Source organism: Polynucleobacter sp. QLW-P1DATA-2, from assembly GCF_001870365.1.
Lineage (GTDB): Bacteria > Pseudomonadota > Gammaproteobacteria > Burkholderiales > Burkholderiaceae > Polynucleobacter.
Window position 1 is genome coordinate 1,276,651 of record NZ_LZMQ01000003.1, and the last position, 13,602, is coordinate 1,290,252.

General features: G+C 45.5%; 16 protein-coding genes and 1 tRNA gene. 10 read left to right on the plus strand and 7 right to left on the minus strand.

The genetic code is table 11. The annotated features are described in order from the left end of the window. Nucleotides 1-8 precede the first annotated feature (8 nt). The 5 genes from A9236_RS09140 to A9236_RS09160 are packed head-to-tail and all read left to right on the plus strand — an operon-like array spanning nt 9 to nt 4,103. Entirely contained in the window at nt 9-782 is a 774-nt protein-coding gene (locus tag A9236_RS09140; RefSeq protein ID WP_071465063.1) for a DUF4239 domain-containing protein, read from the plus strand. 2 nt (nt 783-784) lie between these two features. Further along, nucleotides 785-1,573: a phosphate ABC transporter substrate-binding protein gene (locus tag A9236_RS09145; RefSeq protein WP_071465064.1), complete on the plus strand. Its 789-nt coding sequence runs from the start codon at nt 785-787 to the stop codon at nt 1,571-1,573. 2 nt (nt 1,574-1,575) lie between these two features. Continuing rightward, nucleotides 1,576-2,427, plus strand: a complete 852-nt coding sequence (locus A9236_RS09150) for a phosphate ABC transporter substrate-binding protein (protein ID WP_161485640.1) — start codon at nt 1,576-1,578, stop codon at nt 2,425-2,427. Beyond that, nucleotides 2,424-3,593, plus strand: coding sequence for a TAXI family TRAP transporter solute-binding subunit (locus A9236_RS09155; protein WP_071465066.1), 1,170 nt, complete (start codon nt 2,424-2,426; stop codon nt 3,591-3,593). Before A9236_RS09150 ends, A9236_RS09155 begins: the two co-directional genes overlap by 4 nt. Before the next feature lie 42 nt (nt 3,594-3,635). Continuing rightward, a complete protein-coding gene (locus A9236_RS09160; RefSeq protein WP_236638809.1) occupies nt 3,636-4,103 on the plus strand; it encodes a hypothetical protein in 468 nt (155 codons plus the stop codon). Nucleotides 4,104-4,118: 15 nt separating this feature from the next. Here the strand turns inward: A9236_RS09160 and A9236_RS09165 are convergent, their stop codons facing one another. The 5 genes from A9236_RS09165 to A9236_RS09185 are packed head-to-tail and all read right to left on the minus strand — an operon-like array spanning nt 4,119 to nt 8,280. Continuing rightward, a complete protein-coding gene (locus A9236_RS09165; RefSeq protein WP_071465067.1) occupies nt 4,119-4,532 on the minus strand; it encodes a biopolymer transporter ExbD in 414 nt (137 codons plus the stop codon). Between the two features lie 2 nt (nt 4,533-4,534). Then, the gene (locus A9236_RS09170) at nt 4,535-5,227 is read right to left on the minus strand and encodes a MotA/TolQ/ExbB proton channel family protein (RefSeq protein ID WP_071465068.1); all 693 of its coding nucleotides are present in this window, start codon (nt 5,225-5,227) and stop codon (nt 4,535-4,537) included. Between the two features lie 5 nt (nt 5,228-5,232). Further along, a complete protein-coding gene (locus A9236_RS09175; RefSeq protein WP_071465069.1) occupies nt 5,233-5,931 on the minus strand; it encodes an energy transducer TonB in 699 nt (232 codons plus the stop codon). Then, nucleotides 5,928-6,734 carry a glutamate racemase gene (gene murI, locus A9236_RS09180; protein WP_071465070.1) on the minus strand — a complete coding sequence of 269 codons (807 nt, stop codon included), beginning with the start codon at nt 6,732-6,734 and terminating at the stop codon, nt 5,928-5,930. Before murI ends, A9236_RS09175 begins: the two co-directional genes overlap by 4 nt. A gap of 22 nt (nt 6,735-6,756) precedes the next feature. Further along, a complete protein-coding gene (locus A9236_RS09185) occupies nt 6,757-8,280 on the minus strand; it encodes a fumarate hydratase (RefSeq protein ID WP_071465071.1) in 1,524 nt (507 codons plus the stop codon). Between the two features lie 175 nt (nt 8,281-8,455). On the opposite strand from A9236_RS09185, the gene acs reads away from it, so the two are divergent. After that, complete coding sequence (gene acs / locus A9236_RS09190; RefSeq protein WP_071465072.1) at nt 8,456-10,429, plus strand: acetate--CoA ligase; 1,974 nt, start codon at nt 8,456-8,458, stop codon at nt 10,427-10,429. Nucleotides 10,430-10,487: 58 nt separating this feature from the next. Then, a tRNA-Ser gene (locus A9236_RS09195) sits at nt 10,488-10,578 on the plus strand. Between the two features lie 150 nt (nt 10,579-10,728). Here the strand turns inward: A9236_RS09195 and A9236_RS09200 are convergent. After that, a complete protein-coding gene (locus A9236_RS09200) occupies nt 10,729-11,049 on the minus strand; it encodes a MarR family winged helix-turn-helix transcriptional regulator (RefSeq protein ID WP_071465073.1) in 321 nt (106 codons plus the stop codon). A 51-nt stretch (nt 11,050-11,100) separates the two neighbouring features. Between A9236_RS09200 and A9236_RS09205 the strand changes: the two genes are divergently transcribed. The 3 genes from A9236_RS09205 to A9236_RS09215 all read left to right on the plus strand — a co-directional run bounded on the left by A9236_RS09205 (nt 11,101) and on the right by A9236_RS09215 (nt 13,196). After that, the gene (locus A9236_RS09205; RefSeq protein ID WP_071465074.1) at nt 11,101-11,352 is read left to right on the plus strand and encodes a hypothetical protein; all 252 of its coding nucleotides are present in this window, start codon (nt 11,101-11,103) and stop codon (nt 11,350-11,352) included. Nucleotides 11,353-11,408: 56 nt separating this feature from the next. After that, complete coding sequence (locus tag A9236_RS09210; protein WP_071465075.1) at nt 11,409-12,272, plus strand: hypothetical protein; 864 nt, start codon at nt 11,409-11,411, stop codon at nt 12,270-12,272. Nucleotides 12,273-12,431: 159 nt separating this feature from the next. After that, nucleotides 12,432-13,196 carry a hypothetical protein gene (locus A9236_RS09215; protein WP_071465076.1) on the plus strand — a complete coding sequence of 255 codons (765 nt, stop codon included), beginning with the start codon at nt 12,432-12,434 and terminating at the stop codon, nt 13,194-13,196. A gap of 49 nt (nt 13,197-13,245) precedes the next feature. Here the strand turns inward: A9236_RS09215 and A9236_RS09220 are convergent. After that, a partial coding sequence (locus A9236_RS09220; RefSeq protein ID WP_143070605.1) for an integrase core domain-containing protein occupies nt 13,246-13,602 on the minus strand: 357 nt, incomplete at its 5' end.

Here is a 13,602-nt window from a genome sequence, read left to right on the forward strand (position 1 = left end):
ATTGATACATGATTAATTACCTGCACGCACTGCCCAACATCGTTATTGGCTTGAGCATTATGTTTATAGGATTGCTACTTTCTACCGCAATTCCTTGTTACATCCGCTGGAAATATGATTTAAATCCGAGTGAGCATCTTGCTAAGGGGGCAGAAGAGGGCTTTAAGTTATTTACCTCCATTACCTTGTTGCTCATCGCCTTCTCTTTGGTGCGTGTTCAGGGTGATCATCGCAACGTTGAGGATTTAGTTTCTCGAGAAGCAGCATTAATGTTTAAGCTCAATCGATCCTTAGCAGCATTTGGTGGTCCCAATGCCACTGAGCTTCAAGGCGATTTAAAAAATTATGCCGATGCCATTGTTGATGATGAGTGGCCGCTGATGGCAAAAAATGAACGTAGCGAACAAGCTTCTAATGACTTAACCGATTTAACACAAGGCATTAGGCTCTTAGACCCTCGAAATCCTGTTCAGCAAATGGCTAGGGCGGAGATAGTGACTACCTTAAATCAGTTGTCCGATGTAAGGGAGGCGCGTTTATCAGCCACAAGACTTCAATTGCCTTCCTATCTATGGCAAGCGCTTTCTGTGTCGGTAATATTGCTCATCATCTTTGGTTGGCTGCAAAACCCATTGCCAAAAATGGTCGCCTACGTTGGTGGTGTCACCATTGGTGTATCCGTACTCTTCACCTTGGTTATTGCCCTGGAGGGGCTATTTGTAGGTGAAAGTCGAGTTACTCCTGAGGCCATTGTTCATATACTGCCTTCCTTGGGTGCATGACGATGTCTAGTAATCCCCCAGAAGCAAACCTAGTGCATTTCATTCAGTTGCGTGGCTCCAGTACCGTGATGAAGGTGATGCAACGCATTGGCTTGAAGTATATGGACGAGAACCCAAATATTCGCCTACCTCTGTTAGGAGGGGGCACTGCTATGGGTTACAAATCCGCCCTAGATGGCACGGCTGATATTGGTATGGCATCCGGGCAGATTCCTCAGAATATTCAATTATGGGCAAGCAAGCATAAATTAGCGATAGATGAAGTGAGCATCGCTACTGATGGTATTGCTGCCATTGTCAATCCTGCTAACCCAATTAATGACTTATCTTTGGAGCAGCTCCACGACATCTTCACCGGCAGCGTTACCAATTGGAATGCTTTGGGTAAATTCTCGGGCGCTATTAATGTAGTGAGTCACGACCCCCAATTGGGAACGTACGAGCCCTGGAAAAGACAGGTTGCCGGGAAAGATCACATTACTTTAAAGGCTAAGGTCGTTAATGGTCTTGATAGTTTGATGCAAGCTGTTAGCTCTGATCCTTTGGCTATAGGATATGTGGGCACTACTTTCCTAGGTAAGGGAAAAGTAAAGGCTTTGGCGATAGATGGATTTTTGCCTACCTACACCAATATCAAGCAACAGCACTATCCTATTCGCAATCAGCTACAGCTATTAGCTAAATCTTCAGCGCACAACGAGGTTCATAACTTCATTGCTTATTGTTTAGATCCGAACAAGGGTCAAATGATGATTAAAGAAATGGGTTTAGTCCCTGCGGCAGGTGAATGATGATGAACCGCCGACAACTACTCCTTAATATAGGAATCATTTCTGCTGGCATTGCTGGCGCAGCAGTAACGGGCTTTGTTGCTTATCCCTTTTTAATCGCCAAGGCACGTAAAGAATTGATGATTTCAGGGTCTGCTGCCGTATCACGTTTTGTTGCTTTATTAATTCCTCCGTTTCTTGAAAAATTTACCCATGCCAAGATCGATATTGAAGGGGGCGGCTCTTTCGCAGGTTTGGTGGCCTTGGACAACGGCGGCATAGATCTGGCAATGATGTCGCGAGACCTCAATTTCGAAGAATTTAATTTGGATCTACACAGCCATCTCATCGGTATTGAGGGCGTTGCCATTGTGGTTCACCCCAGCTCCAGTGTTAAGAGTATCTCGCTTGAGCAATTAGATGGCATTTTCCAAGGCTCCATTAATAATTGGGATCAATTGGGTGGTCCCAATAAAAAAATCAATGTTTATACCCGAAATGAAGGCTCAACCACTAGGGCGTTTGTAGAGGACATGGTTCTGCGGGGTTCAAAATTCCGTCACGATGCAAAGTTATGCGATAGTGCCGTTGAGCTTGTTAATGCGCTCGCAGAAGATCAGTTTGGGATTGGATATTTAACCATTCGTAACTTGAGCGAGAAGCTTAAAACGATTGCTATTAATGGTGTAGAAATTAGCGATAAGACTATATTGCTCAAACTCTATCCACTTTGCAGGGATATGTTCTTAGTCAGCAAAAATACAGCGAGTCAGATAGCCAGAGATTTTGTGCATTACAGTCTAAGCGGCTCCGCACAAGATATTTTTGTTAAGCATGGTCTCACTCAGGTTTCTCAGCAGGAATATAAGTTATGAGAAATTCAGCCCCCACTAATGAAGTAGAAGAGTATCTCTATGCAGCCCTAGATTGGCTTAGAAGTAAGCATCACATTCGTAAAGGCTTGGCATTGGTGGCCATTGCACTCTTGCTTGGTTTGGCAGGTAAATTCGCCTATGACTTATTTCCACGTCACTACGAACTGACGATTAGTGGTGGCGGCATGCTTACCAAAAGTCATCGTTTGGCAAAGGTACTGCAAGAAGAGGCTGCTCGTCGCAACGTTTCTTTGAACATTGTTCCTACTGCTGGATCATTTCAAGCGCTTAATGAACTCAATGATGGCAGATTAGATCTAGCCTTTGTGCAGGGCGGTGTGGATGCGATTGGTTACGAAGATGTCAGGCAGGTTGCATCGATCGCACCCCAACTAATCCAGTTTTTAGTGAAACCCGACGTGAAGTCCATTCGGGATATTCGTGGGAAGGTAGTAAATCTAGGCGAGAAAAATGGTGGCCCTAGTATTGTTTCCAATCAAATCCTGCACTTCTCTGGTCTGGTACCTGAGGTCGACTACGTAGAATCGAACTACAGCGATGAGCAGTTGCTCAGCATGAAGCCTGAAAAGCTTCCGGACGTTATTGTGCAAGTCTCTTACGCCCCTTCGGTTACGGTCGATTTCTTAGTACAGAAACGCGGATATCAATTACTAGAAATGTCTTTCCCTCCATCGCTAGCAATGCGTATGGGTTGGGTGGCAGATGCCAAGATACTGGCATATATGTACCAAATTTCTCCACCAGTACCTGCTACTGATATTCAGGTAGTGGGTGTCAATCTCAATTTGCTGGCAAACAAGAATGTTGATCCCCGAGCTATCTCTGCATTGTTACCAGTGTTGTATAGCCCTCAAGTAGCCTCTCGCTTTAGCTTCCCTATTACTGAAGATAAAATTTTGACTCCATCCGGTTTCCCCATTTCTGATGGAACAGAAATGTATCTCGCCAGTAAGCAGCCCTTAATAAGCGCGCAAATGGTTGATCAAATCAAGGGTGCATTCGGTCTCATCATGTCTTTGCTGTCTGTAGCGCTGGTGGTCTTCAAGTGGTTTAAAGCACCTGATGACTCAGAAGAAGACGAGGAAAGCGAAGAGGGTGATGATGGCGTGGTTCGCAAAAGATATAAATCAGATTGGCGCCTGTAACACCAATTAGGATAAGCTCCAGTCCACTTTAATGCATTAATTATGAATACACTCAAGCTATTACTTTGTGCTTTTTTATTTTCCACCTCTGCTATTGCCTGGGGCGTTGATGTGATGGAATTTAATTGCAAGCGTTCAGAAAAAGGGTATACCGAAGAATACGAGATGAAGATTACTCTTGCTTCTGGTACGCAAAAAGCAAAAGTGTATTTAGATGATCGCGATCTAGATCAGTCTGATGCTTATGGCAAGCAAGTGGTTAAGAGTGTCACTCTAGCTCGCCCAAATATCTTGATACTCGTTGAGGCTAGTTTTGATCCCGAAAATGTCATGGGCGTCTCTTACCCGGCTGGTACAGTTTCAACCCAAATTACGCTTGATCCAGTAAGTGGCAAGCTAAAAAAGGTAGAAAAAATCCAAGGCGGGATTTTGGGTGAGGCAATGGGCAATGGAACTCACGTAAGCGAAGAGCTCTGCCTACCTTCGAAAATGCCTTACAGAACTAAGTAAGAGTACTAGCTAAGCTTAATCAGGCTCAGTAACAAAGCCTAATTTGGTTAAGCCAGCACGGCGAGATGCGGCCAATACTTGTGCAACATACTCGTACTTCACTGACTTATCTGCCCGTAAATTGATTTCTGGCTGTGGATCTTTTTGTGCGGCTTTCTCAGCATAGCCATCAAAGGTTTTTAAATCAATCGGGGTGCTATTCCAGAAGATCTGGCCTTTAGCATCAATCGAAAGCTGTACGGATTCAGGTTTTACTTCATTGCGAACGCTATTGGCTTTTGGAAGTTCTACCTTGACTGCTTGTTGAATTACGGGCAGCGTAATAATGAAAATAATCAAAAGCACCAACATGACATCCACCATTGGCGTCATATTGATTTCGGCCATGATGGCATCTTCGTTCTGATCGTCCTGAATATGAAAGGACATACTTATTCTCCAGACTTCACGCGTGCGCCGGTCACAAAGTAAGCAAGTAGGTCGTTACCAAAGCGATTGAGTTCGGCTACCAGTAATTTATTACCACGATTGATAGCATTAAATCCCAGCACAGCAGGTATCGCTACAGCCAAACCTAATGCTGTCATGATTAATGCCTCGCCAATGGGGCCAGCCACTTGGTCAATCTGGGCGCTACCAGAGCTACTAATAGAGATGAGGGCGTGATAGATGCCCCAGACAGTGCCGAATAAACCGATAAATGGTGCAACTGCGCCAGTAGAACCCAAGAAGGTCAGACCTTTTTGCAGGCTAGCTGCAACAGAATCAATACTGTTCTTAATGCTACGAGCCATCCATTCTGAGTAGTTCAGGGTTTGTAAAAGTTCACGGTGATTATTTGACTGACTTTGGTGATGAGCCGAGGCACCGTTAGCCGATTTAGCGATCTGATAGTAGGGATTAGATGCGTGATTACTAAATACCTCAAGACCTTGCTCATATGAAGTGGCGCGCCAGAATTGCTCTAGCTCAGGCTTCAGTTTGCGCAAATTACGCAGCTCCCAAACGCGGGTAAGCAAAATCACCCAAGTGACGATTGAGCAGGTGAGCAAAGCCAATGCTACAAAGCGCGTAATTGCATCGCCCTCAAGCCAGAGATTTGCAATTCCAAATGGTGTATTCATAGTCGTTAATTCTTGAGATTAAATTTAATTAAAAGATTGGTGGATATTCTTTGGGCCGAGCCATTCACTACAAAAGGTTTAAAACGATAACGTCTGCCAATGTCCGTTGCTGCGCGATCTAATCTAGGGAAGGAGCTTGACTGCAATAGAGCCACATCTTCAACATCACCCGTTTCAGAAATAATCAAACGCACAACGGCAGTGCCTTGTTCACCAGATCTCTTTGAGAATGATGGGTAGTAGGCATCAGCATCTGGCTGATATACGACGACTAGTTTACCAATGTCCGTCTGAATGGGGGTGCCACTTGCACCACCGCTGGTAGCCGGTGCTACGGCAGCATTTTGCATCTGACTTTGAGATGATTCACTTTTGCTTTGTTGCTGATTTGGGGGTGTCGGCTTCTCTTGCGCCTGCTTTGGGCTTGGTGCTTGAGAAGACTTTTCTTGAACCGCCTTTTTCTTAGGCTCTTCTTTTGGTTTTGGTGGTGGCGCCTTTGGTGCAGGAGGTGCTTGCTGAGCAGCTGCCTCAGGACTCACTAAATTTGCCATGACTCGTTCATCATCCATTTTTGGCGGTGGCGAGGTCCAATGCAAAAGATCCAGTGCAGGTAATGCATGCAGCAAAAGAACGATGCCAATAATGATGCGTTCAGTCTTATTAAACGGCAGGTGAGCATCCATCTTTTGTAAAAAAGGGCTCATCGAATAGCGCCCAATAAGTCTGAACTGACTTGATGCATTTTGAGATCGCTATGCATTAAATTTTGGGCCATATTCAGCAAGGTGTGATCATCTTTGCTGCTGATAAAACTAACCGATCCATGGCTATCGCCCAACAGAGATTGACCTTGCAGTTCTAATTGGCGTTTGAGTTGCCTTACAACTGCTTCACTTGTATCAATCAAGGCAATTGACTCGCCCAACAATTTACGAATGGACTTACGCAAAAAAGGGTAGTGGGTGCATCCTAAAACAATCGTATCAGCGCCGGCATCCTGAATGGGCTCAAGGTGTTTTGCCAAAAGATCTAAGGTTTCTTCGCTATTGGCATGACCAGCTTCAATTAGCGGCACTAAACCCGCGCCTGCTTGTTTGATGAACTGACAATGATTTGGCAGCGTGGCTAATAGGGCGTTGAACTTATCGCTTTTGAGAGTGGCTTCAGTAGCTAAGACACCCACAATGCCATTTTGAGATTGCATGGCTGCAGGTTTAATTCCTGGCTCAACCCCAATCACTGGCACTGGTAATGCATCACGAATTTGCTTAATCGCTTCTGCAGTAGCGGTATTACAAGCAACCACAATGGCATCGCACCCAGAGTCTGCTAAATATCGGCAAAGACTCAGGCTGCGGGCAGTAATCCATGGGCCTGATTTTTCACCATAAGGCGCGTTGGCAGAATCAGCTAAATAGATATAGTCATGTTGTGGAAGCTGGCGCAGAGCCTCATCCAAAATGGATAAGCCACCTACGCCAGAATCAAAAACGCCTATGAGTGACAAGTCAGTGCCAATGACAAACTAGTTATGCAATCTTGACTGGAATATTGCCAATCTTTGCTTGCCACTCTTTTGGACCAGTTTCGTGCATTGAGATTCCTTCGGAATTCACGGCTACAGTCACAGGCATATCTTTCACATCAAACTCGTAAATTGCTTCCATACCGAGGTCAGCAAAACCAACCACCTCAGAGTGCTGAATAGCTTTAGAGACCAAGTAAGCGGCGCCACCAACAGCCATCAGATAAGCAGATTTGTGTTTCTTGATTGCTTCAATCGCAACAGGACCACGCTCCGCTTTACCGATCATGGAAATTAAGCCAGTTTGAGCCAGCATCATCTCTGTAAATTTATCCATACGAGTTGAGGTGGTGGGGCCTGCTGGACCAACTACTTCATCGCGCACTGGATCGACTGGGCCCACGTAGTAAATGACGCGGTTTTTAAAGCTCACGGGTAATTCTTCTCCCTTTGCGAGCATATCTTGAATACGCTTATGCGCAGCATCGCGACCAGTCAGGATCTTGCCGTTGAGCAGTAAAGTCTCGCCCGGTTTCCAGCTGGCCACTTCTTCAGCAGTAAGGGCATCTAAGTTAATCCGTTTGGATTTCTTGGTATCTGGTGTCCAGGTCACTGCTGGCCAATCAGCTAAGGAAGGTATTTCTAGTTTTGCTGGACCATCGCCATGCAAATGGAAGTGGACGTGACGCGTTGCAGCGCAATTTGGAATCATGGCTACAGGCAATGAAGCAGCATGTGTTGGGTAATCCAAGATCTTCACGTCGAGAACGGTGGCTAGGCCACCTAAACCTTGAGCGCCAATGCCGAGCTTATTTACTTTGTCATAGATCTCAAGACGTAATTCTTCAACGCGATTGTTGGGGCCGCGCTCAATGAGCTCTTGAATATCGACTGGCCCCATCAAGGCTTCTTTGGCCATCAACATTGCTTTTTCAGGGGTGCCGCCAATACCGATGCCGAGAATGCCAGGAGGGCACCAGCCAGCACCCATCGTGGGAACAGTTTTTACAACCCAGTCGACGATAGAGTCTGAGGGGTTCAGCATGACCATCTTGGCTTTGTTTTCAGAGCCGCCACCTTTAGCAGCGCAAATCACTTCAACATCATCGCCAGGAACGATTTCATAATGAATCACGGCAGGGGTGTTATCACCAGTATTTTTTCGCTTCCCTGCTGGGTCAGCTAATACAGATGCGCGCAACATGTTTTCTGGATTTAAGTAAGCACGACGCACACCTTCGTTCACCATATCAGTAACACTCATGGTGGCATCGGCCCACTGCACATTCATGCCGATCTTCAGAAACACAACTGCAATACCAGTGTCCTGACAAAGTGGACGATGACCTTCGGCGCACATGCGACTGTTGGTCAAAATCTGCGCAATTGCATCCTTAGCAGCCTCACCTTTTTCAAGGTCATAGGCTTTACCCATGGCATCAATGAAGTCCTTAGGGTGATAGTAGGAGATGAACTGGAATGCGTCAGCTACGCTTTGAATGAGGTCGTTTTGTTTAATTTTGGTCATGGTTTCAGGCTAATTTCCACATAATTTGTAAGGTTTCCCCTATTTTAAGGGTTTGCCATAGAGCAAATCCCGAGTGTTTTCACTTATCTTCGAGGGTCTAAAGAGTCTAAATGAGCTATTTTGCGACATTTTGCGCCATAAAGATCGCTGATTATTTGATAGAGGGCTTTGAAGCATGGAACCATTAAAGCAAGAAAACCGCGTTTTTAATCCACCTGCAGACTTTGTTAAGAATGCCGCCATTCCAGGGATGGACGCCTATAACAAGCTTTGCGCTGAAGCTGAAAAAGATTATGACGGTTTTTGGGGTCGCCTTGCCAAAGAGAATATCTATTGGAAAAAGCCCTTTACTAAAGTTTTAGATGAATCTAAGGCGCCTTTCTATAAATGGTTCGAAGATGGCACTACAAATGCTTCCTATAACTGTTTAGATCGCCAAGTAGAAGCTGGCCTGGGCGATAAGACGGCAATCATTTTTGAAGCTGATGACGGAACAGTTACTAAAGTCTCCTATAAAGAGATGCTCGAACGCGTTTGCAAAATGGCAAATGCATTGCGCAAAATGGGCATCAAGTCTGGTGACAGCGTCATTATTTATATGGCGATGACCATTGAAGGTATTGTCGCTATGCAAGCTTGTGCTCGTATTGGTGCAATTCACTCTGTCGTGTTTGGTGGCTTCTCTGCCCAAGCTTTGCGTGATCGTATTGTCGACGTAGGTGCAGTTGCAGTGATTACTGCCGATGGCCAATTTCGTGGTGGCAAAGCATTGCCATTAAAAGCCATTTGTGATGAAGCGCTCTCTACTGGTGAGTGCGGCAAGGTAAAGCATGTCATCGTCAGCAAGCGTACTGGTGCCGATATCCCTATGACTGCAGGCCGTGACGTTTGGATGCAAGAAATTGTTGCCAATGAAGCATCTACTTGCGAGCCTGAGTGGGTAAGCGCTGAGCATCCTCTATTTATTCTGTATACATCCGGTTCAACTGGTAAGCCAAAGGGAGTTCAGCACTCTACCGGCGGTTATCTCTTGTGGGCGATTCTCACAATGAAGTGGACTTTTGACATCAAGCCTGATGATGTGTTCTGGTGTACTGCTGATATTGGCTGGGTAACAGGTCACTCCTATATTACTTATGGGCCACTCGCAGTTGGCGCTACTGAGATTGTGTTTGAAGGTGTTCCAACCTATCCTAATGCTGGCCGTTTTTGGGACATGATCCAAAAACACAATGCAACCATTTTCTATACCGCACCAACGGCAATTCGCTCTTTGATCAAAGCATCCAGTAATGACGAGGCGGTACATCCAAAGAGTTATGACCTGTCCTCACTGCGACTCTTGGGTTCTGTTGGCGAGCCAATTAATCCAGAAGCATGGATGTGGTACTACGAGCATGTCGGAAATTCCAATTGCCCGATCGCTGATACATTCTGGCAAACCGAAACGGGTGGTCACATGATCTCCCCATTGCCGGGCGCAACCCCCATGATTCCGGGCTCATGCACCTTGCCATTACCTGGTATTCAGGCGGCGATTGTGGATGAAGCGGGTGTTGACGTGCCGAATGGCAACGGCGGTATTTTGGTTGTAAAACGCCCATGGCCATCAATGATTCGTACTATTTGGAATGATCCTGATCGTTTTGTGAAATCCTATTTCCCAGAAGAATTAGGCGGCACACTATATCTAGCTGGTGATGGTGCGATTCGCAACAAAGAAACTGGCTACTTCACCATTACTGGTCGAATCGATGACGTGTTGAACGTGTCTGGTCACCGCATGGGAACTATGGAGATCGAATCTTGCTTAGTAGCCAACCCATTGGTTGCTGAAGCTGCAGTGGTAGGTCGTCCTGACGAGCTGACTGGTGAGGCAATTTGCGTATTCGTGGTTCTGAAGGGCGGACGTCCAACAGGTGATGAAGCTAAAAAGCTGGCCACCGAACTACGTAATTGGGTAGGTAAAGAGATTGGCCCAATTGCTAAACCTAAGGATGTTCGTTTCGGTGATAACTTGCCTAAGACCCGCTCCGGCAAGATCATGCGCCGCCTCTTGCGTGTTATTGCCAAGGGTGAAGAGGTCACTCAAGACACTTCTACCTTGGAAAATCCACATATCTTGGAGCAACTCAAAGAGTCTCTCTAAGGTACTTTGCAGGCATTTAGGGCAAAGCCCTTTCGGCAATCGTATAATCAACGGTTCCGGAAGGGTGGATGAGCGGTTTAAGTCACACGCCTGGAAAGCGTGCGTAGGTTAATAGCCTACCGCGGGTTCGAATCCCGCCTCTTCCGCCAGTAGCACCCTGAGAGCCCCTATCCACGGGGCTCTTTCTTTTTGAGGGCTTTCTACCCACCACTCTACCCACCACTAAAACATTGTCTGAATATGGCTTTGGGTGGATGTATTTGGATGGTCAAAACAAGGCAAACCAAGGGATTTATTACCTATGCGCAGGCTTGACTAAGGATTTTTGTTAATCGGGCCTCCAAAGCACTTCCTTTTCTGGCTAAGACAACGAATTTGACCCGGCTATCCGATGGACTGGCCTTAAGTGCCAGATAACCCTGGGTAACCAACTCGCTCAGGGCCTTGTGTAGGGTTGCTTGTGAAGCAATCAAGCGCATACCAATAATGTCTTGGACGCGATAAGGATTGCTAGAGCCTCTCTTAATCACTGCCAAGAGTACTTCGCGTTGATTGGCTGTAATACCAGCCCAAAGCTTATTAGAGGCCTCTAGGAACGTTAAATAGGATTGGCTGGTCACTTTCTAATACTAAAACTCGCCGGAGTCTGCACGGTTGATTAAGATCAATATATGAACGAATTACAGTATGTAGGAAAAATAAAGGGAATGAAGACTCTCAAGCAGATAATTGAGAGCAAAGACATGGTGCCCGCTTCCCAGTTAGCAATAAATAAGACCGCAGCAGAGGCCCAAGAAAAGGCCTTTGAAGAGGCTGCAAGGATTGAAGAGTCGCACCGTAAAACCAAAATTTCCACCAGAGAGCATGGGGAAAGGGATTTTGGACTCGCGAGTAGTTCGCATCAGATTAATAAAGTTTTTTAGATTGATGAAAGAATTGGGTAGATTTTTGGCGCTGAAGTGTTTGAAGGATTAAGTAAATGAATTATCAATTTCCAGAATTAGCCAACCGAGTTATGGCGAACCCAGCGCCAGAAATCTGGCATTGGATTTTGAGTTTTTTTGGCTCGGATTTTTTCGTGGCCTTAATCGCCTCAGCGGCTGGTGCATGGGCTGGAGCTGCTGCAGTTCAAAGGATGATCGAAAAAGAAAAAAAGAAGACTGCCTTGCTGGTCGAAATAAGGGGAGTTAATGCGGCCATTTCACTTTCAATAGTCATTCTGAATTCATTAATAAATTTAAAAAAGCAATTTGTAACGCCCGTTAGTAGGGCTTATGAGCTTAAGAAGTTAGGATGGCAACTCCATAGAATTGGAGTCCTGATGGGCGCCATTCCCCCGACGGTAGAGCATTTAGTTGAGTTTGATATGAGAACCTTACCCCCAATAAACTTACCAATGGGTGCTTTACAGGGATTTATCTATGAAAAAACCTCCCTATCTGGTCGAATTCTTAACTTGTTTTCAGTGCTTGAGCAAACCTGCCAGGGACTTGATATTTCGATCAAGAGGCGCAATGAGTTAATTGAAGGTTATAAGGCTGGAAATCCGGTGATTGCACCCCATCTGTATTTTGGCCTACCGTTTGGGGGTGTAATAAACGAAGATTACCCATCTACACTGATGGCTATACATGACCAGACTGAGCACATCCTTTATTTTGCTAACAAGCTATGCGTGGAGTTGAGTAAACATGGGGATGCCCAAGCAAATATTTTTAATAATCTTTATGGGGGTGCCCCAATAATTAATAGGCTCCTACAGCTTCATACTGAGGATCAAAAATTAATTCCTAGCGCATATAACTACCCGGACTGGGAGAAAATGTTTGGTCCTGCAATATAGAGTCGGCGGAGATCGAACTAAACGCCATTTTGTAGCCCAAAATCATATGGTTACATGCCACCAAAAAGGTACGAATTTCAAAGAGTACCCCCAAAAATACCCCCAGATTTAATTCGTACAATTTGATTAAATTGTCTTCATATTCTGGAGGGGTTGGCGATGGAAAGAGAATCATACACACGCAGTGAAATATATGAACTTCTATGGACTGAGCCGGCCACCAAGGTTGCGCTGAGGATTGGGCTCTCCGATGTAGCCCTTGGTAAGTGGTGTAAGCAGTACGGCGTACCAAAACCGCCATTGGGCTGCTGGGCCAAGCTGGAGCATGGGAAGGTAACGGGACAGAGGCCTCCATTAGAGCCTTGGTGGAACGAGCATGATCCCTTAATACATGTAAGGACTCGGGATAAAGCGATCATGGAGGCTAGGCTAAATAAGCCTGCTGAGCCTATTCCAGTCGTAGAGGTTTACAAGGGCAATAAATTTCATGAGGAGATTGAGAAAACTTTCAGAGACTTCAAGATGGAAGGCTACTCAAAATTTGGAAGATCCGAATCTAAAGCTGGCTTTGATGTCCAGATTGGTCCAAATAGCGTTCCACGGGTAAAGCGAATACTTCAGACTCTCATTAACGAATTTGTCTCTCGCGGCTATAGGTTGGGTGCCCATAGAAAATACTCAAATGCAGAAGTTACTGCATTTAAGAGGGATGACGATGTAGTGACAATTGAGTTCTATGAGGTAAGCACTAAGCCACCCAAGCCAATGAAAAGAAAAAGCAGTTGGACTAGTGGTGGGCAGACTCATACATACATGATGGATATTGACTACATCCCATCTGGAAGACTAGAGCTAAGGATTCGTCACAACGATATATTTAGCTGGAAGATTATTAAAGACACTGAAAAGTCCAGTGTTGAGTGAACTGCTGTCCATTTAGGTCCACGACCAAAGAGAGTTTTTCTATAGTAAATCATTGCAGCAAACTGGGTTGATTCTGCAATAGTTTGGGTACTTGGGTTTTGGGTGCTGGTGGTCTGTAACCTAATGCACTATGCGGCCTGACATGGTTGTAATGTTTCACCCACTCCCCAACAATGATCTGAGCTTCTTTAAGACTGTAGAAGATTTCTCCATCAAGCAGGTTGTCTCTAAAGGTACCGTTAAAACTTTCACAAAAGCCATTCTCCCAGGGGCTACCGGGTTCAATGTATGCCGTTTTCACCCCAATACCAGATAGCCAACTGCGCAGTTCTTTGGCGATAAATTCTGGGCCGTTGTCCGATCGAATATATTCCGGGATACCGTGCAGGACCATGGCGTTTGCGAG

Excerpts from the sequence above, each read along its gene's own strand:
- A9236_RS09215 (WP_071465076.1), top strand. The coding sequence starts at position 12,432 with ATGGAAAGAGAATCATACACACGCAGTGAAATATATGAACTTCTATGG.
- A9236_RS09170 (WP_071465068.1), bottom strand. The coding sequence starts at position 5,227 with ATGAATACACCATTTGGAATTGCAAATCTCTGGCTTGAGGGCGATGCA.
- acs (WP_071465072.1), top strand. The coding sequence starts at position 8,456 with ATGGAACCATTAAAGCAAGAAAACCGCGTTTTTAATCCACCTGCAGAC.
- A9236_RS09185 (WP_071465071.1), bottom strand. The coding sequence starts at position 8,280 with ATGACCAAAATTAAACAAAACGACCTCATTCAAAGCGTAGCTGACGCA.
- A9236_RS09150 (WP_161485640.1), top strand. The coding sequence starts at position 1,576 with ATGAACCGCCGACAACTACTCCTTAATATAGGAATCATTTCTGCTGGC.
- A9236_RS09160 (WP_236638809.1), top strand. The coding sequence starts at position 3,636 with ATGAATACACTCAAGCTATTACTTTGTGCTTTTTTATTTTCCACCTCT.
- A9236_RS09205 (WP_071465074.1), top strand. The coding sequence starts at position 11,101 with ATGAACGAATTACAGTATGTAGGAAAAATAAAGGGAATGAAGACTCTC.
- A9236_RS09175 (WP_071465069.1), bottom strand. The coding sequence starts at position 5,931 with ATGAGCCCTTTTTTACAAAAGATGGATGCTCACCTGCCGTTTAATAAG.
- A9236_RS09210 (WP_071465075.1), top strand. The coding sequence starts at position 11,409 with ATGAATTATCAATTTCCAGAATTAGCCAACCGAGTTATGGCGAACCCA.
- A9236_RS09155 (WP_071465066.1), top strand. The coding sequence starts at position 2,424 with ATGAGAAATTCAGCCCCCACTAATGAAGTAGAAGAGTATCTCTATGCA.
- A9236_RS09140 (WP_071465063.1), top strand. The coding sequence starts at position 9 with ATGATTAATTACCTGCACGCACTGCCCAACATCGTTATTGGCTTGAGC.
- A9236_RS09145 (WP_071465064.1), top strand. The coding sequence starts at position 785 with ATGTCTAGTAATCCCCCAGAAGCAAACCTAGTGCATTTCATTCAGTTG.
- A9236_RS09165 (WP_071465067.1), bottom strand. The coding sequence starts at position 4,532 with ATGTCCTTTCATATTCAGGACGATCAGAACGAAGATGCCATCATGGCC.